The sequence below is a fragment of the Pseudoalteromonas sp. NC201 genome (assembly GCF_002850255.1).
GTDB lineage: Bacteria > Pseudomonadota > Gammaproteobacteria > Enterobacterales > Alteromonadaceae > Pseudoalteromonas.
Genome location: NZ_CP022522.1, coordinates 3127999 through 3154000, shown reverse-complemented (window position 1 = coordinate 3154000; position 26002 = coordinate 3127999). Strand labels below are relative to the sequence as shown.

Below are 26002 nucleotides of genomic sequence, written 5' to 3'. Positions count from 1 at the left end.
TACTTGGGTCATGACGGATAAAAAGAAACGAAAACCTGCCAACAAATCAAACGTCAAAGCGAACACTTCGCGTAAAAACAATACCCAGCAAAACGGTTCTAAGATGCAAAGAGTTAAAAGCCGTGTACTGAGCACGTTGTGGTCTTTCTTTTGGAAAGGGACTATTGCGGCGATATTCCTTGTTGCAATTTATATCATCTACTTAGACGCCAAAATAAGCCGGCAGTTTGAGGGCAATAAGTGGGAACTTCCCGTTCAGGTTTATGCCAGATCGATGCAGTTTTTCCCCGATCAATTCCTTAATGAGGATGAAGTGCTGTGGGAGCTGAAGCGGCTTAACTATTCTCGTGTAAATCGTATCAGCCGTACCGGTCAATATATCGTTCAAGGTCGCACAATCACCATCCATCGTCGCGCGTTCGAATTCTACGATGGCCCAGAAGTGGCGCGTATTTTTACGCTTAATTTTGCTGGTAAAAAGCTTGCCAATATTGTTGATAATCAAGGTCGGCGCTTAGCCGGCGCTCGCTTAGAGCCGGTGCAGATTGCTCGGATCGGCAATGAATCGCGCCAAGACAGAGAGTTTGTTCCGTTCGATAAATTCCCTAATATTTTAAAAGAAACACTGCTGGTGGTAGAAGATCGAGACTTTTACGAACATCATGGTGTTTCTGCGCTGTCTATTTTGCGTGCGCTGTATGCCAACATCAAAGCGGGGCGAACTGTGCAAGGTGGCAGTACGCTTACGCAACAGCTCGCAAAGAACTTTTATCTCACCAGAGATCGCACCTTAATCCGCAAGGTGAATGAAGCATTCATCGCATTGATTTTAGATTTCCGTTACAGCAAAGATGAAATCCTTGAAGCCTATTTAAACGAAGTGTTTTTGGGACAAGCCTATAATCAAGGCGTTCATGGTATGGGGCTTGCGGCCGATTTTTATTTTGGTAAACCAGTGGACGAGCTTGAGTTTGACCAAGTCGCTATGTTAGTTGCAATGGTTAAAGGACCGTCTTTTTATAACCCAAGACGATATCCTGAGCGGGTAATGGAAAGGCGCGATTTAGTCTTAAGGTTGATGGTGGAAAATGGCCTCATCACAACCCCTGAGTATCGCGCGGCGCTCTCTAGGCCGATTGATGTACAGCCTTTAAAAGCGAGCCGTATGCAGTCTTATCCTGGATATTTGGAGTTGGTGAATCGCGAGTTAAAGAAACTGGTGCCTGATGATGACATTGTCGACTCTGGAATTCGGATTTTTACCTATCTCGATTTACAAAAGCAAACGGCGATGGAAGATGCTGTTAAAAAAGGCTTACCTTACTTAGAACGCCGTTTCAAAACGGAAGAGTTAGAAACCGCGATGCTGTCAGTTAATGTTGAAAAAGCGGGCGTATCGGCGTTAGTTGCTGGTCGCCAGTTGAAGTTTTCAGGTTTTAATCGGGTATTAGACACCGAGCGCAATATAGGTTCACTGGTTAAACCCGCTATTTATTTGAGCGCTTTGTCGAATCCAAACTACCATTTGGGTATGCTACTTGATGACAGTCCACTCGAAGTGACTGACGGTTCAGGTAAAGTTTGGTCTCCAGAGAACTTTGATCATAAATTCAGAGGCCAAGTACCAATGTTTGAAGCGTTCAGCAATAGTATCAATATTCCAGCAGTAAACCTTGGCTTGGATGTGGGTGTGAATCGAGTCGCGCAAACTTTGAATGACCTTGGTGTTTCTAAGTCGATTCCACTTTATCCTTCTTTATTGTTGGGCGCGTTAGAGTTATCCAGTTTTGATGTTGCACAGGCGTACACCACACTTGCTGCAGATGGTAAGCAGAGCGAGTTGACTAGTGTCATGGCGATCACCGATTCACTGGGTAAGCTGGTATACGAACATCCAGTACAAAAAAGCCAAACGCTAGACAGCGATGCGGTATACATGACGAAATACGGTATGAAGCGTGTAACTAAAAAAGGCACTGCTAAACGTCTTAACCTTCACTTCCCCTCAATTCAACTTGCAGGGAAAACGGGGACTAGTAATGATTTAAGAGATAGCTGGTTTGCAGGTTTTGACCAAAATACGGTCACCGTGGCTTGGATTGGCCGTGATGATAATAAGCCAACGGGATTAACGGGCAGTCAAGGAGCGCTTGAACTTTATATTCGGTATCTCAAGCCGCTGAATCCACAAGCGATTGTTGATGAGCGTCCAAAGTCCATTCGCTGGGCCTTTATCAATCCGAAAACGGGTAAGCAGTCGCCTCCGAGTTGTGGTCCTGTATTACAGCTACCTATTAGAGAGAGTATGTTTGAACCCAGACCAGATTGTTAGTAATTTAGGAACTTGAAAGTATTTTTGTAAACTAATCTTTAATTATTCTCTTGTTTATCATAGTATATTTCCGTTCAGGGAACAGAAACTGAACATATAACAATTACAATGTTCAAAGGAAATATAATAATGAAGACATTTCAAAGAAATATCCTTTCTTTGGCTGTAGTTGGTGCCTTGGTTTCAGGTACCGCGATCGCAGCCGATGCCACATCTTCAGGGTTTCTATACGGTGTTGTAGAGAACACTGCGGGAGAATCAGTATCAGGCGTTACTATTGAGATACTTAATAAAGATACTGGACTGCAGCGTGTAGTTACTACAGGTAATAACGGTAGTTACCGATTCCCGTTGTTGCCAGCGGGTACCTATGATGTGACCGTTAAAAAGAATGGCCAAATATTACACCAGCAAACAGATGTAAATGTTAGAGTGGGTACACGTACAAATATTCCACTCTCTGTTACTTCTAGCAATGGTACTGAAGTGATTGAAGTTGTAGGATCTCGCATTAGTTCGATAGATGTGGCATCCAGTGAAGCGGTGACTATTGTCGACCAAGAGTTCCTTGCTCGAGTTCCTGTTTCGCGAGATATTGCCTCAGTTGCAATGTTAGCGCCAGGCACGACAAAAGGTGATGAATCATTCGGTAATATCGCTTCGTTTGGTGGGTCATCAGTAGGTGAAAACAGCTACTATGTTAACGGTATGAATGTCACAAACTTCCGTAATGGTCTAGGTGGTGCAGATGTTCCGTTTGACTTTTACGATAGCTTTGAGGTGAAAACAGGTGGTTACTCTGCCGAGTTTGGTCGCTCAACGGGTGGTGTAATTAATGCCACAACACGTCGCGGTAGCAATACTTTTGAATACGGTGGCGGGGTAGTTTTAGAGCCAAGCTCACTGCGCGAGACTAGTCCTCAGGCTTATCGTTCGGCGGAAGGTGAAGCACTTTATGGTACGGACATCTATCACCGTGACCAAGAAGAACGAAAAGTAGGTAAAAACGAATATACACTGTACGCTGGTGGTGCGTTGATAGAAGATAAGCTTTTCTTCTTTGGCCTTGCAAATTATAACGAACGTGATTCTGATTACGCAGAGGAGTCCACAAAATACGTTCGTGAATCAGGCGATTTGTTCCTTGCTCTTAAATTAGATTATTACATTACAGATGATCACATTATTGAGTTTACTGGGTGGGATAGCTCAAGTGATCTTGATAGTGTGAAATATAACTGGGATTCAAAAGCGCACAAAACGACTTCTCGCCGAGGAGACTACACTGAAAAGCGTGGTGGTAAAACTTACTCATTCAAATATACAGGTATTTTGACTGATACTTTCACAATGAGTGCAATGTATGGTGTAAATGAAGCAAACTACAGTAACGTTAACGCAGGTAGTTCACCTTTTGGTGAGTATCCACGTGTATACGAGCGCTTCTCTAGTACCGATCTGGGTGATTGGGCACTAAGTACACCTAGCTTGGAAGAAGATAAACGAACAGCTTACCGCTTAGATTTTGATTGGTATGTGACGGATAATCATACTCTACGTTTTGGTATTGATAGAGAAGAGTTAGAGGCGGTTAACCAGACACAGCGTGCTGGCGGTGCTTCATATCGTTACGAAGACTGTGCGGATATTGACGCTGTACGTGCAGGAGACCCTTCATCGTGTACGTCAGTACGTAAAGAGATATACCGCAATATCGGTGATTTTGAAACCAAGAGTTCAGCCTATTATATTACTGATACGTGGACTGTCACTGACGATCTAACGGTTACTTTAGGCTTAAGAAACGAAACATTTGAAAACTATAATAAAGCAGGTGAAAAGTTTATTGATGTGAGCGACCAATGGGCTCCTCGAGTTGGGTTAAGTTGGGACCCATACGGGGAAGGTGAGTTTAAAGTATTTGCTAATTTTGGCCGCTATTTCTTACCGGTTGCAACGAATACAAACGTTCGTATGGCAGGTGATGAGCTTTATACTCGCCAGCAATTTGAAGTACTTGGTATCGCCGATGATATTTCTAAAGAGCCAATTTTAGGTGAAGCGAAAGATGGCTTATTGGTACTAGCAGATGGTACTTTGAAAAACACCGCTGAAACCGTTAATCAAGACCTAGATCCTATGTATCAAGATGAATTTATTTTAGGTTTTCAGATGATACTTGATGATGATTGGAGCTTAGGTGTTAAAGGGACTTACCGTAATCTTGGTAGCTCGCTTGAGGACATTGCGGTTGACAAAGGCTTTGACGACTATTTAAAAGCTGAGTTTGGCAGTGGTTGTACCCTGTGTGATGGTTTCCATTACTATGTGCTAACCAACCCTGGTTCAGATGTAACCTTTGCGACTGACCCTGATGGTGATGGACCGCTAGCAAACCAAGAGTATACTATTCCAGCTTCATACCTAGGTTATCCAGAGTCAGAGCGTCAATATGGGGCAGTTGACATCAACCTTAGCAAAGCTTGGGGCGATGGTTGGATGTTAGATCTAACGTATACTTGGGCGCATAGCTGGGGTAATAATGAAGGTTTCGTACGCTCAGATAACGAGCAAGATGATGCGGGTGCAACAACCAACTTTGACCAACCAGGCTTGACTGATGGTGCAAAAGGCAACTTGCCTAATGACAGACGTCATCAGATCAAAGCTCAGTTTGCTTACGAAATCACAGAAAATATTCTGTTAGGTTCAAACTTCTTATGGCAGACGGGTCGTCCATATGGGGCTTATGGATACCATCCGACAGATGTATTCGCATCTTTTTATGATGCAGAGTCATTTTATCGCGGTGGCGAGCTTGTACCTCGTGGCTCTTTAGGGACTACCCCTAACACTTGGAGTCTAGACTTGAGCTTACAATATAACACGACTGTTTATGATCACGACCTGACATTCAGAGCGGACGTATTCAACGTGTTTAATAACGATAAACCGACCAAGTATAATGAAGTTTCTGAAATTAGAAAAACAGTACTTGATGACGGTGATAATTTCAAAGGGTATCGTGGTGCTTCAAACCCAGACTACCTGTTACCTAAGTACTTCCAAGAGCCTCGTAAGATTCGCTTGAGTGCGACATTTAAGTTTTAATACTTAATACCATGTTATAGGGGAAGCTTAGCTTCCCTTTTTTATTCCGTTTTGTACTTAGTTATATTTTCCTCCATAACGGCTGCAGTATCGGTAAGTGAGAACGCATTAGCTTGGGTTTCTCGTGCTGAGCTCAATGTGTGTTGAGCAAGCTCGTTAATCTCAGAGGATTCATTTAAAGCCTGCTCTGTTGCTTGAGTTTGTTGTTGTACCAGCTGACTTATCAGTTTTCCTTGCTCGTCTATGTCTCGCATACTTTGCTCTGCGTGCTGTAGGACTTCATTAGTATCATTCGCGGAGATAACACTTTGTGCCATATTGTCTTCACTGCTGCGCATTTTGTCTTGCGTGTCTCTGGATGCAGCTTGTAAAGATTGAATAATATTGTGTATTTCTTCTGTTTGTTGCTGCGTTCTTTGCGCAAGCGTTCTAACTTCATCCGCTACCACCGCAAATCCTCGGCCTTGTTCACCTGCACGAGCAGCCTCAATTGCGGCATTGAGCGCGAGTAAATTGGTTTGCTCGGCAATCTCTCTAATCGCGGAACTCACCTGACTAATGTTTTGCGTGTCTTCCGCGAGCTTATCTAAGGCCGCTCGACTTTGTTGAAACTCAGCTTGTAGTTCGGTCATTTGCTCTGCAAGGGCTGTGGTATTGACGCTACTTTGCTTTACTTGTTTGGCTGCTACGGAGGCCAACTCTGTGGCGCTAAATGCGGCATCCTCAACCGAGCGAGCGGACTGCGCCATATTCTCGAGTGAGTGGTGAATAGACTGGATTTTATTCTCCTGCTGGGCGACGTCCTTCTCAGTATCTTGGCTTATCTTATTGAGTGTTTTTGTTGCTTGCTGTAGCTCGTCACTACTTAATCGAACGCTACCAAGTAAAGAGATAAAGGCATGTAGTACCGCATTAAATTGTTCAATAATTTGGCTAAGCTCGTCAGAGCCAGTTGCCTGCGCTTTGATGCTTAAATCCCCTCGAGAGGCGGCCTGCGCGGCATGTGAGAAAGTCGTGATGGTGCCCATGACCGACAAGTAAAAGCCAACCATAAGATAAATAGCGATGATCAGTGCGAGTAGCGAAGCCATGGCAACGGTGTTTCTGATCCACCGTTGCTGGTTTTGTTTTTCGGCGACAAGCCCGGCAAGCGTGGGTGTTGCAACATTAACAAACTGCTTGATAGCATCACTTGCACTTTGGTAGTAACGGTTAAATTGCGCTTGTGAGAGTGCCAGTTCATCAGGGTCTAACAAACCTGTTTTCACCGCTTGCTGGTAATCAGAGAGGCTAGACTCAAGCTCAGCTAAGGGCTGACTAAGCTGCTTTTTGAGTTGCTGATTATCATTGATAGCAATGTTAAGTTTGCCTGAAAATAGTGTCGTGACGCCTGGCAATCCTTTGTTTAAATTGGACAGCGCAATAAAACTATCTGGAGTAAAACTGCCTCTACTGATGATATCGCTTGCTTGCGCTTCAATTTCATTGATTTGCGATATAAGTCTTGGCGCAGACTCAACAAGTGTGCGATTCAGGTAACTGCGTCCAAGATCATCATCGACGGCAAGTTGAGAGGCAATTGAGAGCTGCTCAAGGGCGCTTGCACCTGCGGCGCTCACTTTGGGTAACTTAGCGCGTTGCAATAAAATTGAATTATCGGAAGCTTTACCCGCTAAAATGTTTTCCAACATACTAGGGTAAAGCGTGAGCCCTTGCCTTTGCATCTCACTTACAGAAATAGAATGGTTAAGTACACTGTTTAGAAAAAACAAGCTGAGGCTTAGCGGTAGTAATAAAATACCAAATACAACGGCCATTTTGGTTTTGTATCGCAACCGCGCCATCAAACGGGTTGCAGGATTAATTAGTGTATTAAATCCAGCCATCACTTCCTCTGTATGATAGTTTTAACTTAGCACAGCGTTATTAATTAAGTACGCCTTGGTTAACTAGACCGAAGCTTTTGAAAAGCTTATTCAAAGCGTAGCTGAAAAAACAAAAAAAGCCCTGAACGGGCTTTTTAAATACAAACTAATGTGGGTTACAATCAGTGATTACAACTTGGCAAATGCACGCTTTGCAGCATTAATAGTGTTAGCAATTTCTTTGTCAGAATGCATTGTGCTCACGAAACCCGCTTCGAATGCAGATGGGGCCAAATAAACGCCTTCATCTAGCATCAGATGGAAGAACTTTTTGAAGCGCTCTAGGTCACATTCAGTTGCTTGTTGATAGCTGGTTACTTTCTTAGCGTCAGTAAAGAAGAAGCCAAACATACCACCTGCGTAGTTAGTCGTAAGTGCGATACCTGCTTCATCAGCAGCCGCTTGGAAGCCTTCACACAGGGCTTTACTCTTAGCTTCAAGCTCTGCGTGTAGCCTTTCTTTTGAAAGTAGCTCTAGTGCTTTTAAACCAGCAGCCATGGCTATTGGGTTACCAGATAGCGTGCCCGCTTGATAAACAGGACCAACTGGGGCGATGTAATCCATGATTTCTTTTTTACCGCCAAACGCACCCACTGGCATACCGCCACCAATCACTTTACCTAAACAGGTTAAGTCTGGGGTGATGTTGTAGTACTGTTGAGCACCACCAAGAGCAACACGGAAACCCGTCATGACTTCATCAAAGATAAGCACACTTTGATTGTCAGTACATACTTCGCGCAGGCCTTCTAAAAAGCCTTCTACCGGTGGAATGCAGTTCATGTTTCCAGCAACAGGCTCGATGATCACACAGGCAATTTGATCTTTGTACTGCTCAAAAATCGCTTTTACTTCATCAAGGTTATTAAATGAAACCGTTAGCGTATGCTTAGCAAAGTCGGCAGGAATACCAGGGGAGTTAGGCACGCCCATGGTAAGTGCACCTGAACCTGCTTTAACAAGCAAGGAGTCAGCGTGACCGTGGTAACAGCCTTCAAACTTTAAGATTTTATCGCGGCCGGTGTAACCACGAGCAAGGCGAATAGCGCTCATGGTCGCTTCTGTACCAGAGCTTACCATGCGTACTTTTTCAATAGATGGTACTAGCGCTTTTACTTTTTCCGCCATTAGGATTTCAGTTTCCGTCGGCGCGCCGTACGATAGGCCATTTTCAACCGCTTCAAGCACTGCTTGTTTAATCTCAGGATGGTTATGACCTAAGATCATCGGGCCCCAAGAACCCACATAATCAATGTACTGTTTACCATCGGCATCAAAGGTGTGAACGCCTTCGGCTTTGGTGATAAATAGTGGCGTACCACCTACACCATTAAAAGCGCGAACAGGAGAGTTAACGCCTCCAGGGATTGAGTCTTGGGCGCGTTTGAATAAGTCTTGACTGATTGTCATTGTCGATCCTTTTTAGCTTTCACGTTTGCGGCTAAACCAAGGTACTTCTACCTCGTGTTTTTCCACTTGGTTTTCAACACCTAGCGTTAGGGCAAAAAGTGCCATACGGATCAATACACCATTTTGAACTTGGCGGAAGATAGCTAGGTTGTCGTTATTATTTAGGTCGTTGTCTAGCTCGTTTGCATCGCTACGGCTGTCGCGAGGTAACGGGTGCATTAATACTGAGCTAGGTTTACAGTGAGCGTCATAAATCGCTTGGCTGATCCTAAAGCCACCACGGTATTTGTTTGCTTCTTCTTGGGAAGGGAAACGCTCTTCTTGAATACGGGTCTGGTAAACGATATCGGCAGCTAAATTGCCTTCCATCTTAGACACGACTTCGATACGGTGACCGGCATTGTCTACGACATCTAAAATTGACTGAGGCATTTGTAAGCCATCCGGTGCAACCATTGTAAAGTGGATATCTTTGTAGTGGCTAAGTAACTTTGATAAAGAATGCACGGTGCGGCCGTATTTTAAATCCCCGACTAGGGCGATGTGCATGTTATCAATTCCAGTACCAAAGCGGCTAAGCTCTCGGTCAATTGTCAGTAAGTCCAACAGAGCTTGGGTAGGGTGCTCATTAGGGCCATCGCCCCCGTTTATGACAGGAACATCGGAACCGGTTGCAAACTCGGCTACTGAACCTGCATCTGGGTGGCGCATTGCCACCGCGTCAGCATAAGCGGAAATCACACGGGCGGTATCATACAAAGATTCGCCTTTTGTCAGTGCTGAGCTTTGCATACCTGTGGTTTCACGGACTAGGCCGCCGAGCAGGTTAAATGCGGTGCCGAAACTTACGCGTGTTCTCGTACTTGGTTCAAAGAATAGATTTGCCAAAATCGCCCCATTGAGTACTTGGGTACGTTTTTGCTTTTTAGCATAGGGTTCCATTTTTTTGGCAATGGAGAAGATGTGTTCAATAGAATCCCTGTCTAATTGATTGACAGAAAGAATGTTTTCACCTTGGAAACTGAACATTTGGCGATTCCTAAAGACAAATTGACTACCGGGTTGCAGGTCGCTTACCCAACCAGATAACACGCAGATTGTGGGCGGTTACTTGGGCGCATATTATACCCAAGTACCCCCAATAATGCACGGTTACAGTGCAGGTTTTAAAACGGCAAGAAAGACAATGGCTAATAGGATTAGCACGGGAAATTCGTTGAAAAAACGATAGAACTTGTCACTTTTACGATTGCGATCATGTTTGAAATCGGCAAGCAATTTAAAGCAATAGCCATGATAAATATAAAGTAAAATCACTAAAGTCAGCTTGTAGTGCAGCCACATACTGTGCTTAAACCATTCGCGTCCGTATTCTGTAATCGTTAAGACCCCAAACACAGCGGTGAGAATAGCAAATGGGGTTACAAAATAGAGTAGGCGGCGCTCCATGATTTTGAGCATTGAGCTGCAAGATTTTTCTTCAGTCATCGCGTGGTATACAAAGAGGCGTGGCAGATAAAAAATCCCTGCAAACCAGGCAATCATAAAAAAGATATGTAAGGCTTTATACGTTAGCAATAAGCTCATTATAAATTCCACTTTTTAGGCTAGAGTAAACTGTTTCTGGTGGTGAGTATGTGACGAATTTGGTCCCATCGCAATAATCCAAGTATTTGTTTATCATCCTTTTGATTGTATATATACACCGCGCCTGAACGTTTATCTTTTAGCACATCAAAAGCATCTGCTAAGGTCGCTTGTGTGCTTAATCCTTGCAGCTCGATATAAGAGACCGATACGCTGCCCTCGGAGATTAAGTTCAAATCGTATTCGGCTAAGCGGTAGCCGCTTTGTTCGTCATAAACAATAAGCGGTGTTTGGCTATCAACCGCGGATAGGGTTTCTTTTATTTGCTCTTTGTCGTCGGAATAGAGCAGTTTAAAATTCTCATCCATCTCAGCCACTATCCCCACTTTCTGCAATGCCTCTTTTGCGGGCGATACTTGGTAAGGTAGTCCTTGAAAGTCCAGTTGTTGAATAAAAATGGAGCGATTGCCAAACGCCTGTAAAGCCGTAACGTAAGCGGTGGTGATCACCAGCATAGCTGGAACGATTATTTTTGGGTTTGAAGTCAGCTCCATCACCGCAGTAAGCGCAGCAAGCGGGGCGTGCAAAGTCGCAGCAAGTAAGCCTGCCATACCGAGTACACCATAAGTTCCTGCAACATCAACGCTTGGCTCTATAAACTGGGCAAAGAAAGACATTAAGGTGCCCATGATAACCCCAAGCCCAATCACTGGACCAATAATACCACCGGGAATACCAAGTCCAATCGCAAATAAAGTTGCCATCAGCTTGGCAATCAAAATTGTGGTAAGTAGTTGTAAGTTATGCGGAGATTCAACTGCTTGGGTGATAGCGCTCATACCTGAGCCCATGGCCCCTGGTACGGCATAGCCAATTAATCCCGCAATTAAACCCGCTAATAGAAGACGAGGAAACATACTGATGGGCTTAAAAGTTTTGATGATCAGCATTAGATTTTGATTAAAGGCAAAAGCAACTGCCCCTAATGCTGCACCACAAATAATTAAATAAGGGTAATGCCAAAAACTCAACGGGGTGATATGAATTAGTGCCAGCTCGGAACTGTTACCAAACACATATTGTGTGCTCATCGCACCGATCACTGAAGCCAACATCACGGGAACGAAAATGTGGATTTTATACTCCCGGAGCACGACTTCCATGACGAATATCACTGCCGCGAGTGGGGTATTAAATGAGGCGGCAATACCTGCAGCTACACCGCATCCGGCCAAAGTTCGCGCAGCATTGAGTGGTAGATGTAAACGCTCTGATAAAACGCTTGCAGCTGTAGCCCCCATGTGTACAGATGGTCCTTCTCGACCAACAGAGAAACCACTGATCAAAGCAACAGCACCACCAAAAAACTGGTTGGCAGAATTCCAAATTGGCATATGACCGTAGTGGTGTTTGATCCGATTGATCACATATGGAATGCCCAAACGGTAGTGCTTAAACCCTGTCAAAGCAGCAAAGACAGCGATGAGTAGCGCGGCAAGGACAGGCAAAAATAGTCGATGTAGCTCAGAAAGCTCAGTAAAGTCATCTGGTTTATCGAGAAATGTGCCTTGGATTAATTCAATAGTAAGACGAAAAGCAATGATAAGTATCGCTGCAAGCAGGCCTGCACCGGCACCAAGTAGGCACAGTTGCGCTGAAGTTTTAGGTTTTGCAAGGCTTCGTCTTAATGTATCCAACGACATGAACGTCATTCCACAATAGTAAACCGTTTAAGAATATCAAATTTTTTATACTAAGTCCTTGTGCCAACGCAACTTAACTAAGGCAATAGTCATATTTTCCTTGGTTAAACGTGCTATTACCAATTTATATCAATATGGGCGCATAAGTTTGCAGCACATAGAGTTAAAAGTTTCTCGATGGGAAAAAATAGAAAAATTTTGCGGTGTAATCAATGGGGCTCTCTTTTTCTTTAAAAAGAGGTAGCTTAACAAATGTGACTGGTACAAACGCTATACTTGATTAAAATACTCAGGTATTAGATAATTTGCAGATTACAGGATTAGGGGTCTAAATCTATGTCTGAACAATTACCAATTCAGTTTTCTGACGCTGCTGCAAGCCGCGTAAAGGAACTTATTGAAGAAGAAGAGAATGCCAATCTTAAGCTACGCGTGTATGTAACGGGTGGCGGTTGCTCAGGCTTTCAATATGGTTTCACTTTCGATGAAAAAGTAAATCCAGGTGATTTGGAAATCGTAAAAAACGGTGTCACTATGGTTGTCGATCCAATGAGTATTCAGTATCTAATTGACGGTATCGTAGATTATACCGAAGGGCTTGAGGGCGCACGTTTCTTTGTGAATAATCCCAATGCAACAACCACTTGTGGCTGTGGTGCAAGTTTCAGCGTCTAGACATTATTCGCACTACGTTCTGCTAAGCTAAAGAGTCATGCTTTTGTCATGGCTCTTTTTGTTTCTGCCCATCAAAACTCAATTTGCTTTATTTTTCACAAACTACCTGTTAGATACATCATTAAGACAAAAAAACCTAAAACAAAAGATGAAAATACTAAGATGTAGATAAAGCCTTTTTTCCCTTGCTTAAGCGGCACGCCGTTTGAACGAAGGAAGTAAACCCAGCCTAAGCACAATAGAATTGGCAGTAAAAACAGTAATCGAATCATCTAGTAATAGCCTCTTTTTTAACCACTTAGTAAATGTTAGCTGTAAGTTTTTATTTTTTAAAGAAAAATAATTTATTTCAAATACTGGTACATTTTTTAAAAAATTTGTTAAAGTGTTACTGGATATTACAACCCTTAATGAATTAATAAAAAGTAAAAATTAATTAGGTGTTACGCGTGTTTTAGTCTATACCTAATTGGGTACATAGGGACAAGTTAACATTTTGTCTACGTGTCACTGGTTTGGCACAATTTATCGCAGCTAGCTGGTAAGTTGTACCGCATTCGGGGTAAACTGTAGGCTTGATCGAGTTCTAAAGACAAAGTGCTGAGTTCATACAGGCTTAACATTTTGCATTGTAGAGTTCTTCGATAAGCTACAACTGTAATATTTAGATAATAGCTAAATGAGACGGGCATATTTCATTTAGATAATTTAGTCTTTCATCTAGTAGGAGATGTTTAATTATGATGGGTAAAACGGTTTCTTCTGAAGAAAACGGCAAACTAACGAAGTGGCTAAAATCAAAGCGCCACGAGAAAGGTCACACAATGCGTAGTCTTGCGCAGGTGTTGGGTACGCCTCATTCATTCATCGGTAAAATTGAAAACCAAGAGCGTCGATTGGATGTCATTGAGTTTTTACGTTACTGCGAAGCGTTAGAAGTTGATCCTTATGAGGGCTTACAGCTAATCAAAGAAGATCAATAAGCGTTTAGTTAGCAAAAACGTAAAAGGTGCAAGGACCTGCACCTCTAGTCTTTGTTAGCATGATACGCCTTTTCAATAGCATAAAGCTTGTGCCGAATTAAATATAAAAACAATAACGACGGAAGCACCATAAGCGCAGTTAGCGCGAAGAAGAGTGCCCAATTACCTCCAAGCAAATCATCTATCACAAAACCACTATAGCCAGACAGCACAGTACGGCCTAAACTGCCAAGTGATGCAAGTAAGGCATAGTGGGTTGCGCTAAAAGCTCTATCACAGAGCATAGAAATAAATGCTACCATCGCTACTAGTGACCAAGCTTGGGTAAAGCCATCCACTACAATTGCCAGTGCGTAAAGGTGTTCTTTAGGTCCTGCAATTGCAATCCAAGAGAACATTAAATTTGATGCGGCCATAGCAACGCCGCTAATAAATAAGCCCTTTACGATACCGTATTTATGGTTAAAGATACTGCCAAGAAAAGCAAATACGATAGTGATCACACCGGTACCAAGCTTAGAATATTGCCCAATTTGGGTGTTTGAAAACCCCACTTCTTTATAAAATACGATGGACATACGGGCTAAGAAAGCTTCTCCTATCTTAAATAGGAAAATAAAGGCGAGTAGTGCACATGCAGTTTTAACCCCATTCTTTTCAAAAAATCGCTTAAAGGGTTCAACCAGAGTCACAGCAAGCCAGGCATAGATCTTTTTAGAAGCATTTGATGATGCGCTGTGGTTAAGTTTATGCTCGTAACTCTTCTGTAGCTGTGCTTGTACTTGCTCCCGATGAGATTTTGGTTCTTTTGCCAACAAAGTGACAACTAATAAACACACTACGATGACGCTTAGCATCTGATAGATAATGGGCCAACTAAAGCCGGGTAAATCAGCCATAAAGAATGGAATTGCACCAAGTAAGGCATAGCCAGACCACCAACCTGAAGTCGCCATCGCTGCCGCTGCCGTTGCCTTTTCACTTTCGTCTTCTGGTAAAATGTCGATGCGATAAGCATCTATTGCAATATCTTGGGTAGCTGAAAATAACGCAATAATAAAGCACAATAATGCGGCATGTGAAAGATGGTCTTTAATTGAAATAGTGGCTAATGCAAAGGTGGCAATAATAATAATAAACTGACAACCTGCTATCCAACTTCGTCGTTGCCCTAAGCGATTGTACAGTAGGGGGATTTTTATTCGGTCAACGAGTGGGGACCACAAAAAGTTGATTGTATAGGCACCATATACTAGGCCAAATAGGCCAATGGTGCTACGGCTTAACCCTTCATCTTTAAGCCAAGCTGACATCACAGAGCCAATCAATACCCAAGGAAAACCGCTACTTATTCCAAAAGCAAAGACAGTTAATAGACGTTTGTCTTTGTAATAACCGAGATATTGCGAAAAGCTAGATGATATCAACATAAAAGGTAATTACTCTGGCTGCTTTAATACTTCAACTGAAAGAATAATGACGGGCTCTTTAGGTATAAAGGTATAGCCAAGTTTTTCATTGTAGCCGGTTTCCACCTTCATAATTGCGTCCAGTGTTTCATAACCTTCAGAGACGTTCCCGAATACGGCAAAACCCCAGCCTCTTCCCGGGTTCAAGTGATCGTTGTCATCCATATTAAAGAAAAACTGCCTAGTACCTGAGTGTGGTTTGTTGTCTTGGTAGGCCATGGCAATGGTGTACATATCATTTTTCAAGCCATTACCGCTTTCATTGAAGATAGCTTCGCGCTCAAACATACCATCGTACTCTTTGTCGTAACCTCCACCTTGGATAACAAAGTCTTTTTCGTTGGCTTCATCACGCTCAACTCGATGAAAGACAGAGCCGTTATAATCTTTGTTAATAACGTAAGTTAAAAAGTTATTTACTGTTATAGGCGCTCTCGATCTGTCTAGTTCGACAATAATAGGCCCTTTACTAGTATTGATTTGAACTCGAGGGAATAGGTTATTCTTTTGTACGAATTTACCGTTCATTTCGGCAAATACATTCATACTTAATAATAGGATGGTTAAGCTTAGAATTATTTTTTTCATTAACTTCCTCTCACAAATTGAATAAATTCAGGATCTTGAATGATTCGAGTAACAACCTGTTGAGCTAGATTGTTGAGCTGTTCTTCGATTTTAGCTTGGTCGTGTTTTAGTGGACCATTTAAATTAGCGCTACCTTTATATTGCTTTTTGAAACTGCGAGTGCCTTGCTTTATCAGTACGGTGACGTCAGCTTCAGCATCACTTTGGTGAGTCGAGAAAGACTCCTCAATAATGGCTTTAAAGCGATTGATATCCACAGTGACTTGCGTTGCTGCAACCGGTGTTATTTGCGCGCCATGTGCAGTGAGTGCTTGCGTTAATACCTGATTGAAGTTAACCGGTAAATTAGCATCGGGTACGTAAAGTGCGGGTTCTTGGTTCTTCACGCGAATGGTGTATTTTGTAGTCCGTAGGTCGTTTACTTGTACCGCCACGTTGGCGGCAAGCGCGTTTGACGAAGGACCTTGATATTCCGGATGAAGAATGACACTGCGTGGTGAGCTTTCACAGCCCACGAGTATCAAGGTTAGCAGAATAATCAGCAATGAAAAACGCATGAAGTTAGCTCCTTTTTATTGCACTTAAAACAGTGAATTTTTTGTTGTTGCCTAGTGTCTTGCTGTTACCGAATAAGCGCTTGAGTTTGTCGTCATATTCCAAGTGGCGGTTACCGATAATTCTTAACTCTCCCCCATGGCGAAGCGCTGCCTTAGCTTGTAAAAACATCTGCCAAGCGATGTGATCGGTGATTGCATTGGCCTGATGGAATGGCGGGTTACACAGTATCAGATCCGCACCGTAATTTTCAAAACCCGTAAGGCAGTCGTTTTGTACGAACTGACAATCAGCAACACGCTCGGGTAGGTTATTGACGATATTTTGCTCCGCGCTATGCACAGCCATCGCCGACTCGTCGATAAAGGTGACGGTGGCATTTGGCATTTTTGCGAGCGTCATCAATCCAATAACACCGTTACCACAGCCGAGATCAATGACCTTCAATGGTTTTTTCCCCATAGGAAGGTAATTGATAAAAAAACGTGCGCCAATATCAAGAGAATCTCGTGAGAAGACATTTGCTTCATTCGACAAGGCAAAATTGGTTTTTTCCAGCGGCCAAGACACAGGGAATTTACTATCAATGGCTTTGGCTGACGTCTTGCTGAACACTAAACGCGATTTTTTTACCGCTAAGCTAGTCGTTGGCTCCGTCAAAAAGTGGCTAAAGCTTTTTAATGTTGAGGTGTGAATTTCTTTTGCTTTGCCAGCCGCAATTACGGGAATGTCTGTAGTCAGTTTACTTAACTGTGCAAGTTGCGCTTGCAATAGCCCTGAGTTTTTGGGAATTTTTATTAATATCAGATCGATATCTTTTGGCAGCTCATCCATGCTAGTGAGTACATCAACCTTAGCGTCCGCAAGTTCGTTGGCCTCTAAATTATACTCATAGGCGAGGGTACTCACATAAGAGTCGGTCACTACCGTACAGTGCTTGTCAGCAAGTGCACAGCATAATGCGCCAAAACTATCGTTGAGAATGAGAATACGATTTGCATCGCGGTGATGTTCAAAGACATAATCTAACAGGTATTCGTCGGCTGAATCCCAAGCTTGTAAGCTACGATTTTTTTGATCGAGTGGAAACCTATGTAGCGTAAAAGGGTTTCCGGCTAGAATTGCATCAGTCGTCATGTGAATGTTCTATAAATAAAAGCAGCGGGTAGTTTAACATGAGAGCAGTAGACAAAGCACGGAACTTGCCGTGCGGTTTTAGCTATCAAGCACAGGCTATTAGCTTCGATAAAAGTCTAGCGCTATATAATGTACTACTGAATACCCTTGCGTGGCAGCAAAATACCATCACCTTATTTGGTAAGACCCATCAAACGCCTCGACTTGAACGATTTATTGCCGACCCTGACGTGCATTACAGTTATTCTGGAAAGCGACTTGAAAATGCTCCTTGGCCTTCGGTATTGCTTGGGATGAGACAAACGCTAGAACGCAGATTTAATATTCCTTTTAATGCGGTATTGGCTAATTTTTATCGTGATGGTCAAGACAGTATGGGCTGGCACAGTGATGATGAACCCGAACTTGGTTTGACGCCCACAATCGCTTCACTGTCGCTTGGCGCGACCCGCAAATTTAAAATACGCCACAAAGTAAGCCACTCTGTAACCGACATTTTATTGGAAACTGGCAGCCTATTGGTAATGCAAGGTGATAGTCAGCGCGATTATCAACATGCTTTGCCAAAGCAGGCCAAGGTGACTCAGGGGCGTATTAATCTCACTTTTCGAAGTGTTGGAAATACGCGCTGAACGGCGTATAGTAGCGTCACGAATTGCTCAAGGAGACAAAGTATAATGTCAATGCAATCACAGATTTATGACAAAATAGCTGAAGCCGTTGCGTGCAAGCATCTGAACGTTATCAATGAAAGCCATATGCACAGCCGTGGCGAAGAGTCTCATTTTAAAGTCATTGTTGTAAGCGAACAATTTATCGGCCAGAGGCTGCTGCAACGTCACCGAAAGATCAATGAAGTGCTAAAAGATGAATTACAAAACCATATTCACGCTTTGGCCATTCATGCCTATACACCAGAAGAGTTTTCGGACAAAGAAGGTCAGACGCCAGAGTCACCAAAATGCTTGGGTGGCTCTAAGTTCGATAGCTGATCAGATGTGTGTTTTACATATCTGCCAGTACACTACGCAGTAATTTTAATAAAGTGAGACCAATCTCACTTTTATTTTGTATCAAATCAATGGATAGGATCTCTTATGGTCATCAAACCAAAAATTCGTGGATTTATTTGTACTAATGCGCATCCAGTAGGCTGTGCTGCACACGTTCAAGAACAGATTGAATACGTAAAACAACAAGGCCAAATCGAAAATGGTCCTAAGAATGTATTAGTAATTGGTGCATCGACAGGCTATGGCTTGGCGTCGCGTATCACCGCTGCATTTGGTGCCGGTGCGAAAACGCTAGGTATCTTCTTTGAAAAAGAAGGCTCAGAGAAGAAAACCGCGTCAGCGGGTTGGTATAATACGGCTGCATTCCAGCAAGCTGCAGAAGAAGCGGGTTTATGGTCTAAAAATATCAATGGTGATGCGTTTTCTGATGAGTTGAAGCAAAAAACTATCGACACAATCAAAGCTGAATTGGGTAAAGTAGATTTAGTGGTATATAGCCTTGCGTCTCCTCGTCGTAAAGATCCTAAATCAGATGAAGTTTATTCTTCAACACTTAAGCCAATTGGCTCAGCTATCACGACTAAAAATCTAAATACTTCAAAGCGCGTTATTGATGAAATGACAGTTGAAGCTGCTAACGAAGACGAAATCGCCAATACGGTTAAAGTGATGGGTGGTGAAGACTGGGAACTTTGGATTGATGCGCTTAAGCAAGCTGATGTACTGGCTGATGGTTTCAAAACAACGGCATACACTTATATCGGTAAAGAGTTGACTTGGCCAATATACGGTCATGCAACGATTGGTAAAGCAAAAGAAGACTTGGACCGTGCGACGCTGGCAATTCGTGAAACCACAGCGGATATTAAAGGCGAAGCGTATGTATCGTCCTTGAATGCGGTAGTGACACAGGCGAGCTCTGCTATTCCAATTATGCCTCTTTATATCTCTGCGCTATTCAAAGTGATGAAAGGTGATGGAACTTATGAGGGCACAATTGAGCAAATCCATGGGTTGTTTACTGAAAATCTATATGGTCAATCACCACGCTTTGATGATGGCGGTCACTTGTTCCAAAACTATAAAGAACTAGAAGACGGCGTTCAAGCTCGTGTGCAAACTATTTGGGATACTGTTGACACAGATACAATTGATGAATTGACGGATTATGTTGGTTATCACAACGAATTCTTGAAGCTATTCGGCTTCGGGGTTGACGGCGTAGATTACGAAGCTGATGTGGATGCAACGGTAGAAATTAATCACCTAGTTTAATTTCACGGTTTTTGATCTCACTGTTTTTGATTTTGCGGGCAAAGTGCTAATTGGTACTTTGCCCGTTTTTGTTTGACCGTGAATTTTTACTTATTTTGCAGATTAGGGTAAGAAAAATTTTATCTATGCAACTTTGGTCTATACTCCTTCCAGTGATGGATTTTTCAACTAATCTAAATCCACGTTAAAGTCGTATTAATTTCATAATTCCACTCGCATACTCAGTACGATTAATGTTAAAATCAGAGAAATATGTGAGGACTTTTATCACGACGCTGCTTTTTTGTGCGCGTTGAGAGGTATTTTAAAGGGGCTTGTTTGGGAACCCTATCCGGACTCATAACTTTCTGCTCTTTATACCTAATACTTAGTACAAACGAGGTGGCGCTGTGGTGACTAAAGATATTTTCAGTTTCTTTCCGTTAATGTAATGCAAGTGCGTATGATCAACATAAAAAAAGGTCTGGACTTACCAATAGAGGGCGCACCTCAGCAAGTTATTCATGATGGTTCTGCTGTCAAACGAGTAGCTGTGCTAGGTGAAGAATTCATCGGTATGCGTCCTACCATGCATATTCGTGTGGATGACCAAGTCAAAAAAGGCCAAGTTCTTTTTGAAGATAAAAAGAACCCAGGCGTCAAGTTTACTGCGCCAGCTTCTGGTGTAGTTAAAGAAATTAACCGTGGTGCTAAGCGTGTACTTCAATCCGTTGTGATCGAAGTTCAAGGCGACGAGCAAATCACTTTCGAGAAGTTTTCAGCTGCTGATTTAAGCAACTTAGACTCTGAAAAAGTGAAGGAAGTGCTAATCGAGTCTGGTCAATGGCCAGCGCTTCGTGCACGTCCATTCAGCCGTGTCGCTGTGCCGAGTGCAACACCTAGCTCAATCTTTGTGACAGCAACAGATACTAATCCGTTAGCAGCAGATCCTGCTGTTATCATCGCAGAAAACGTGGAAGCGTTTGAAGCGGGTCTAGCGGTTGTATCTCGTTTGACTGAAGGCAAAGTATTTGTGTGTAAGAAAGCGGGTGCTAATGTACCTAGTTCTTCTATCTCACAAGTAGAAGTTCATGAGTTTGCAGGTGTGCATCCAGCAGGTAACGTGGGTACTCACATTCACTTCCTAGATTCTGTAGGTACAAACAAGCAAGTTTGGCACATTGGTTATCAAGATGTCATCGCGTTTGGTAAGTTGTTCCTGACAGGTGAAATCTACTCAGACAGAGTTATTGCTCTAGCAGGTCCTCGAGTTAAGAACCCTCGCTTAGTAAAAACTCATGTCGGTGCGTCGCTAACAGATTTAGTTGCAGGCGAGCTTGAAGACGGTGATAACCGAGTCATTTCTGGCTCTGTGTTAGCTGGTAAAACAGCAACTGGCCCTCACGCTTACCTTGGTCGTTACCATACTCAAGTATCAGTTTTACTTGAAGGTCGCGAGAAAGAGCTATTTGGCTGGATCGCTCCGGGTAGTGACAAATTCTCAGTAACACGTACATTCATTTCACACTTAACACCTAGCCGTTTGTTCAAGATGACAACGTCTACTGGTGGTTCTAAGCGTGCGATGGTACCAATCGGTAACTATGAGCGTGTTATGCCACTCGATATTTTGCCAACGCTATTATTACGTGATCTTATTTCACGTGATCTAGATTCTGCGATTTCGTTGGGTGCACTAGAGCTAGATGAAGAAGATTTAGCACTATGTACTTACGTATGTCCGGGCAAATATGAGTACGGTTCAATCCTGCGCGATTGCCTGACTACTATCGAGAAGGAAGGTTAAAAATGGCCTTAAAGAAATTTTTAGAAGACATTGAACCTCACTTTGAACCTGGTGGTAAACACGAGAAGTGGTACGCGCTTTACGAAGCCGTAGCAACTATCTTCTATACTCCTGGTTATGTAAACAAAGGTGCAACGCACGTTCGTGATAACATCGACCTAAAACGTATTATGATTTTAGTGTGGATGGCGACGTTCCCTGCAATGTTCTTTGGTATGTTCAACATCGGTCACCAAGCTGCACTTGCACTAGGTAACGGTTTTGAGCTTGCTAATACTTGGCAGGTAGCTATCTTCCAAGCGCTTGGCGGAGAATTAACCGCTGATGCCGGGTGGGGCGCCAAGACGTTCTATGGTGCGTGTTTCTTCTTGCCTATTTATGCAACTGTGTTTGCGGTTGGTGGCTTCTGGGAAGTGTTATTCGCGTCAGTTCGCAAGCACGAAGTAAACGAAGGCTTCTTCGTAACCTCAGTGTTATTCGCGCTTATCCTGCCTGCAACAATTCCGCTATGGCAAGCTGCTTTAGGTATTACGTTCGGTGTTGTAATCGCGAAGGAAATCTTCGGCGGTACAGGTCGTAACTTCCTAAACCCAGCACTTGCAGGCCGTGCGTTCTTATTCTTTGCGTACCCTGCTGACATTTCTGGTGACACAGTGTGGACAGCTGTTGATTCGTTCTCTGGTGCAACTTACTTAGGTCAAGCGACTGCAGGTTCACTAGACTACAGCAATATGGACCTTTGGTTTAACGCGTTTTACGGTTTTATCCAAGGCTCTGTAGGTGAAACATCAACACTAGCAATCTTACTTGGTGGTTTGTTCCTTGTTTATGTTCGTATCGCTTCATGGCGCATCGTACTAGGTACATTCATTGGTATGGTTGTAATGTCATTCGTTCTAAATGCAATTGGCTCTGAAACAAACGCTGCGTTTGCTATGCCTTGGCACTGGCACTTAGTACTTGGTGGTTTTGCATTTGGTATGTTCTTTATGGCAACAGACCCAGTATCTGCGTCTTTCACAGACAAAGGTAAGTGGTTATACGGTGCGCTAATCGGTGTAATGGTTGTGCTTATCCGTGTTGTTAACCCGGCATACCCAGAGGGCATGATGTTAGCAATCTTATTCGCTAACCTTTTTGCTCCACTATTCGACCACTTCGTAGTGCAGTCAAATGTGAAGAGGAGATTGGCACGTGTCAACTAATAATGAATCAATGGGCAAAACGCTCGGCGTAGTTGTTGGCTTATGTTTAGTGTGTGCAATCGTAGTATCTTTTGCTTCGGTTCAGCTTCGTCCTATGCAGCAAGCAAACAAAAACGAAGATATTCAGCGTAACATTTTAGCCGTTGCTGGCTACGATAAAGTTAAAAACGTATCTGAAGTTTTTAACCAAAATATCGAATCACGTGTTGTTAGTCTTAAAACGGGTGAGTTTGTTGAAGACGTTAAAGCGGAAACTTTTGATTTTGAAGCGACTAAGTTTGATGCCAAACGTAGTTACAAGCTTTCAAAAGAAGAAGACAAAGCGGGTATTCAACGTATCACAAATAACTCTCCAGTTTATTTTGCAAAAGATGACCAAGGTAAAGTGTCCACTATCATTCTACCAATCCAAGGTTATGGCCTTTGGGGTGTGATGTATGGCTTCATTGCGCTAGAAGCTGATGGTGAGACGATTAAGTCAATCAACTTTTATAAGCACAGTGAAACTCCTGGTCTTGGTGGCGAAATCCAAAACCCTAAGTGGACTGCACTTTGGGAAGGAAAAGAGCTTCCTATCGACGTTGTTAAAGGTAGTGCTGGCGGTAACGAACACAAGGTAGATGGTCTATCTGGTGCGACACTTACTTCTAATGGTGTTGATCATACAGTAGATTTCTGGACAAGCGACAAAGCGTTTGGTCCATTCCTTGCGAAAGTACGTAAAGGAGCATTGAACTAATGGCTAATGCAAAAGAAATGAAGGAAGTCTTGTTTGGTCCTGTTTTTGCGAACAACCCGATTGCACTGCAAGTGTTGGGTATCTGTTCTGCACTAGCGGTAACTTCAAGCCTTAAAAATGCACTTATCATGTCAATTGCGTTGACATTGGTTACTGCGTTTTCAAGTTTATTTATCTCAATGATCCGTAATCACATTCCTTCAAGTGTGCGTATCATTGTCCAAATGACGATTATTGCATCTTTAGTAATCGTTGTAGACCAAGTGCTTCAAGCCGTTGTTTATTCAACAGCAAAAGAACTATCAACGTTCATCGGCCTTATCATTACTAACTGTATTGTAATGGGTCGTGCAGAAGCATACGCAATGAAGTCACCACCAACAATGTCGTTCCTTGACGGTATTGGTAACGGTTTAGGTTATTCTGTTGTGCTTTTAACAGTTGGCTTTATCCGTGAGCTATTCGGTGCGGGCACATTGTTTGGCGTTGAAATCTTACCACTTATCTCTGAAGGTGGTTGGTATCAGCCTATGGGTCTACTAGTTATGCCATTCAGTTCGTTCTTCATCGTAGGTGCATTTATTTGGGCACTACGTACTTGGAAGAAAGAGCAAGTAGAAGCGAAGGCATAAGGGGAGAGAGATGGAACAATATATCAATTTATTTATAAAAGCAGTTTTCATTGAAAACTTAGCTTTGTCTTTCTTCTTAGGTATGTGTACTTTCTTGGCGGTATCTAAGAAAGTAACAACGTCGCTAGGTCTAGGTATTGCGGTAGTTGTAGTTCTTGGTATCTCTGTACCAGTAAACAACTTGGTTTATCACGCAGTGCTAGCGCCGGGCGCATTGGAATGGTTAGGCTTCCCTGAAGTGGATCTTAGCTTCCTACGCTTCTTGACGTTTATCGGTGTAATCGCAGCGCTTGTTCAAATTCTAGAAATGACATTGGATAAGTTCTTCCCTGCGCTATATAACGCACTAGGTATCTTCCTACCGCTAATCACAGTTAACTGTGCGATTTTCGGTGCGGTATCATTCATGGTTGAGCGTAACTTAAACTTCGGTGAATCTGTAGTTTATGGTCTAGGTTCAGGTGTGGGCTGGGCACTTGCTATCGTATTGTTAGCAGGTATTCGTGAGAAGATGAAGTATGCAGACGTTCCTGATGGTTTACGTGGCTTAGGTATTACCTTTGTTACTGTAGGTCTAATGGGCTTTGGCTTCATGTCATTCTCTGGTATTTCACTGTAAGGTAGCGAGGAAACTATACGATGGAAACTATTGTATTAGGCGTAAGCATGTTCATCGCTATCGTTGTGATGCTAGTGCTTATCATCATTGCAGCGAAATCGAAGCTTGTAGCAAGCGGTGACGTTACAATTGATATTAACGGCGATCCTGAAAAAGCGATCAAGACTCCTGCTGGCGGTAAGCTACTAGGTGCACTTGCAAACGCGGGTATTTTCGTATCGTCTGCATGTGGTGGCGGTGGCTCATGTGGTCAGTGTCGCGTACATGTTAAAGAGGGTGGTGGTGATATTCTACCAACCGAACTTGACCACATCTCTAAAGGTGAAGCACGTGAAGGCTGTCGTCTAGCGTGTCAGGTTAATGTTAAAAACGACATGGAAATCGAAGTTGAAGAATCAATCTTCGGTGTTAAAAAGTGGGAATGTACTGTTATCTCTAACGATAACAAAGCAACTTTCATCAAGGAGCTAAAACTAGGCATCCCTGAAGGTGAAGTTGTACCTTTCCGTGCCGGTGGTTACATTCAGATTGAAGCACCAGCTCACCATGTTAAATATGCAGACTATGATATTCCTGAAGAATATCGTGCTGACTGGGAACGTTTTGGTTTCTTTAAGCTAGAGTCTAAAGTTGACGACGAAACGATCCGTGCGTACTCAATGGCTAACTACCCAGAAGAGTTTGGCATCATCATGCTAAACGTACGTATCGCAACTCCGCCGCCAAATAACCTAACATTACCTTGTGGTAAGATGTCATCGTACATCTGGTCACTTAAAGAAGGTGATAAGGTTACTATTTCTGGTCCATTCGGTGAATTCTTCGCGAAAGACACAGATGCAGAAATGGTATTTGTTGGTGGTGGTGCTGGTATGGCGCCAATGCGCTCACACATCTTCGATCAGCTTAAGCGTCTTAACTCTAAGCGTAAGATGTCTTTCTGGTACGGTGCACGTTCTAAGCGTGAAATGTTCTACGTGGAAGACTTTGACGGTCTAGCTGAAGAAAATGATAACTTCCAATGGCATGTTGCCCTTTCAGATCCTCAACCAGAGGATAACTGGGAAGGTTACACTGGCTTCATTCATAACGTACTTTTTGAAAACTATCTTAAAGACCATGAAGCGCCAGAAGATTGTGAGTTCTACATGTGTGGTCCTCCAATGATGAACGCGGCAGTTATTAACATGCTTAAAGACTTAGGTGTTGAAGACGAAAACATCCTACTTGATGACTTCGGTGGTTAATTAGGTTTCGG

22 protein-coding genes are annotated in these 26002 nt (G+C 43.0%); 13 read left to right on the top strand and 9 right to left on the bottom strand.

Annotated features, from left to right (window positions below; genetic code table 11):
* Positions 1–10: 10 nt before the first annotated feature.
* Positions 11–2332: a penicillin-binding protein 1B gene (mrcB, locus tag PNC201_RS13720; protein ID WP_102057378.1), complete on the top strand. Its 2322-nt coding sequence runs from the start codon at positions 11–13 to the stop codon at positions 2330–2332.
* Positions 2333–2461: 129 nt separating this feature from the next.
* Entirely contained in the window at positions 2462–5443 is a 2982-nt protein-coding gene (locus PNC201_RS13715; RefSeq protein ID WP_102057377.1) for a TonB-dependent receptor, read from the top strand.
* Positions 5444–5484: 41 nt separating this feature from the next.
* On the opposite strand, the gene PNC201_RS13710 is transcribed toward PNC201_RS13715, so the two are convergent.
* The 5 genes from PNC201_RS13710 to PNC201_RS13690 form a co-directional block, all read right to left on the bottom strand.
* Positions 5485–7329 carry a methyl-accepting chemotaxis protein gene (locus PNC201_RS13710; RefSeq protein WP_102057376.1) on the bottom strand — a complete coding sequence of 615 codons (1845 nt, stop codon included), beginning with the start codon at positions 7327–7329 and terminating at the stop codon, positions 5485–5487.
* Positions 7330–7497: 168 nt separating this feature from the next.
* The gene (gene hemL / locus PNC201_RS13705; RefSeq protein WP_102057375.1) at positions 7498–8778 is read right to left on the bottom strand and encodes a glutamate-1-semialdehyde 2,1-aminomutase; all 1281 of its coding nucleotides are present in this window, start codon (positions 8776–8778) and stop codon (positions 7498–7500) included.
* Between the two features lie 12 nt (positions 8779–8790).
* Positions 8791–9807, bottom strand: coding sequence for an aspartate carbamoyltransferase (locus tag PNC201_RS13700; RefSeq protein WP_010606086.1), 1017 nt, complete (start codon positions 9805–9807; stop codon positions 8791–8793).
* Positions 9808–9930: 123 nt separating this feature from the next.
* Positions 9931–10365: a CopD family protein gene (locus PNC201_RS13695; RefSeq protein ID WP_010606087.1), complete on the bottom strand. Its 435-nt coding sequence runs from the start codon at positions 10363–10365 to the stop codon at positions 9931–9933.
* Between the two features lie 20 nt (positions 10366–10385).
* Positions 10386–12068 carry a chloride channel protein gene (locus PNC201_RS13690; protein WP_010606088.1) on the bottom strand — a complete coding sequence of 561 codons (1683 nt, stop codon included), beginning with the start codon at positions 12066–12068 and terminating at the stop codon, positions 10386–10388.
* Positions 12069–12404: 336 nt separating this feature from the next.
* Between PNC201_RS13690 and erpA the strand changes: the two genes are divergently transcribed.
* Positions 12405–12743 (top strand): iron-sulfur cluster insertion protein ErpA, encoded by a 339-nt coding sequence (gene erpA / locus PNC201_RS13685; RefSeq protein ID WP_010372235.1) that lies wholly within the window; start codon positions 12405–12407, stop codon positions 12741–12743.
* Positions 12744–13483: 740 nt separating this feature from the next.
* On the top strand, positions 13484–13726 hold the full coding sequence (locus tag PNC201_RS13680; RefSeq protein WP_017216404.1) for a helix-turn-helix domain-containing protein: 243 nt from the start codon (positions 13484–13486) through the stop codon (positions 13724–13726).
* A 44-nt stretch (positions 13727–13770) separates the two neighbouring features.
* On the opposite strand, the gene PNC201_RS13675 is transcribed toward PNC201_RS13680, so the two are convergent.
* From PNC201_RS13675 to PNC201_RS13660, 4 genes are read right to left on the bottom strand one after another with little or no spacing between them, the layout of a single operon-like run.
* A complete protein-coding gene (locus PNC201_RS13675; RefSeq protein WP_010606091.1) occupies positions 13771–15156 on the bottom strand; it encodes an AmpG family muropeptide MFS transporter in 1386 nt (461 codons plus the stop codon).
* A 9-nt stretch (positions 15157–15165) separates the two neighbouring features.
* Positions 15166–15783, bottom strand: a complete 618-nt coding sequence (locus PNC201_RS13670; protein ID WP_010606092.1) for a peptidylprolyl isomerase — start codon at positions 15781–15783, stop codon at positions 15166–15168.
* Positions 15783–16340, bottom strand: a complete 558-nt coding sequence (locus tag PNC201_RS13665) for a YajG family lipoprotein (RefSeq protein ID WP_010606093.1) — start codon at positions 16338–16340, stop codon at positions 15783–15785. The genes PNC201_RS13670 and PNC201_RS13665 overlap by 1 nt, the downstream gene beginning before the upstream one ends.
* Positions 16341–16344: 4 nt before the next feature.
* Complete coding sequence (locus tag PNC201_RS13660; protein WP_102057374.1) at positions 16345–17475, bottom strand: methyltransferase; 1131 nt, start codon at positions 17473–17475, stop codon at positions 16345–16347.
* A gap of 38 nt (positions 17476–17513) precedes the next feature.
* Between PNC201_RS13660 and PNC201_RS13655 the strand changes: the two genes are divergently transcribed.
* From PNC201_RS13655 to nqrF, 9 genes are all read left to right on the top strand, one after another.
* The gene (locus tag PNC201_RS13655; RefSeq protein ID WP_102057373.1) at positions 17514–18107 is read left to right on the top strand and encodes an alpha-ketoglutarate-dependent dioxygenase AlkB family protein; all 594 of its coding nucleotides are present in this window, start codon (positions 17514–17516) and stop codon (positions 18105–18107) included.
* A gap of 45 nt (positions 18108–18152) precedes the next feature.
* Entirely contained in the window at positions 18153–18467 is a 315-nt protein-coding gene (locus tag PNC201_RS13650) for a BolA family protein (protein ID WP_010372214.1), read from the top strand.
* 105 nt (positions 18468–18572) lie between these two features.
* On the top strand, positions 18573–19763 hold the full coding sequence (gene fabV, locus PNC201_RS13645) for an enoyl-ACP reductase FabV (protein WP_102057372.1): 1191 nt from the start codon (positions 18573–18575) through the stop codon (positions 19761–19763).
* A gap of 442 nt (positions 19764–20205) precedes the next feature.
* A complete protein-coding gene (locus PNC201_RS13640) occupies positions 20206–21549 on the top strand; it encodes a Na(+)-translocating NADH-quinone reductase subunit A (protein ID WP_010372207.1) in 1344 nt (447 codons plus the stop codon).
* Positions 21550–21551: 2 nt separating this feature from the next.
* Positions 21552–22754 carry an NADH:ubiquinone reductase (Na(+)-transporting) subunit B gene (locus PNC201_RS13635; protein ID WP_010372204.1) on the top strand — a complete coding sequence of 401 codons (1203 nt, stop codon included), beginning with the start codon at positions 21552–21554 and terminating at the stop codon, positions 22752–22754.
* Positions 22744–23493, top strand: coding sequence for a Na(+)-translocating NADH-quinone reductase subunit C (locus tag PNC201_RS13630; RefSeq protein WP_102057371.1), 750 nt, complete (start codon positions 22744–22746; stop codon positions 23491–23493). Before PNC201_RS13635 ends, PNC201_RS13630 begins: the two co-directional genes overlap by 11 nt.
* On the top strand, positions 23493–24125 hold the full coding sequence (locus PNC201_RS13625) for an NADH:ubiquinone reductase (Na(+)-transporting) subunit D (RefSeq protein WP_010372200.1): 633 nt from the start codon (positions 23493–23495) through the stop codon (positions 24123–24125). Before PNC201_RS13630 ends, PNC201_RS13625 begins: the two co-directional genes overlap by 1 nt.
* Before the next feature lie 10 nt (positions 24126–24135).
* The gene (gene nqrE / locus PNC201_RS13620; RefSeq protein ID WP_010372198.1) at positions 24136–24744 is read left to right on the top strand and encodes an NADH:ubiquinone reductase (Na(+)-transporting) subunit E; all 609 of its coding nucleotides are present in this window, start codon (positions 24136–24138) and stop codon (positions 24742–24744) included.
* 20 nt (positions 24745–24764) lie between these two features.
* Positions 24765–25991: an NADH:ubiquinone reductase (Na(+)-transporting) subunit F gene (gene nqrF / locus PNC201_RS13615; protein ID WP_102057370.1), complete on the top strand. Its 1227-nt coding sequence runs from the start codon at positions 24765–24767 to the stop codon at positions 25989–25991.
* Positions 25992–26002 lie beyond the last annotated feature (11 nt).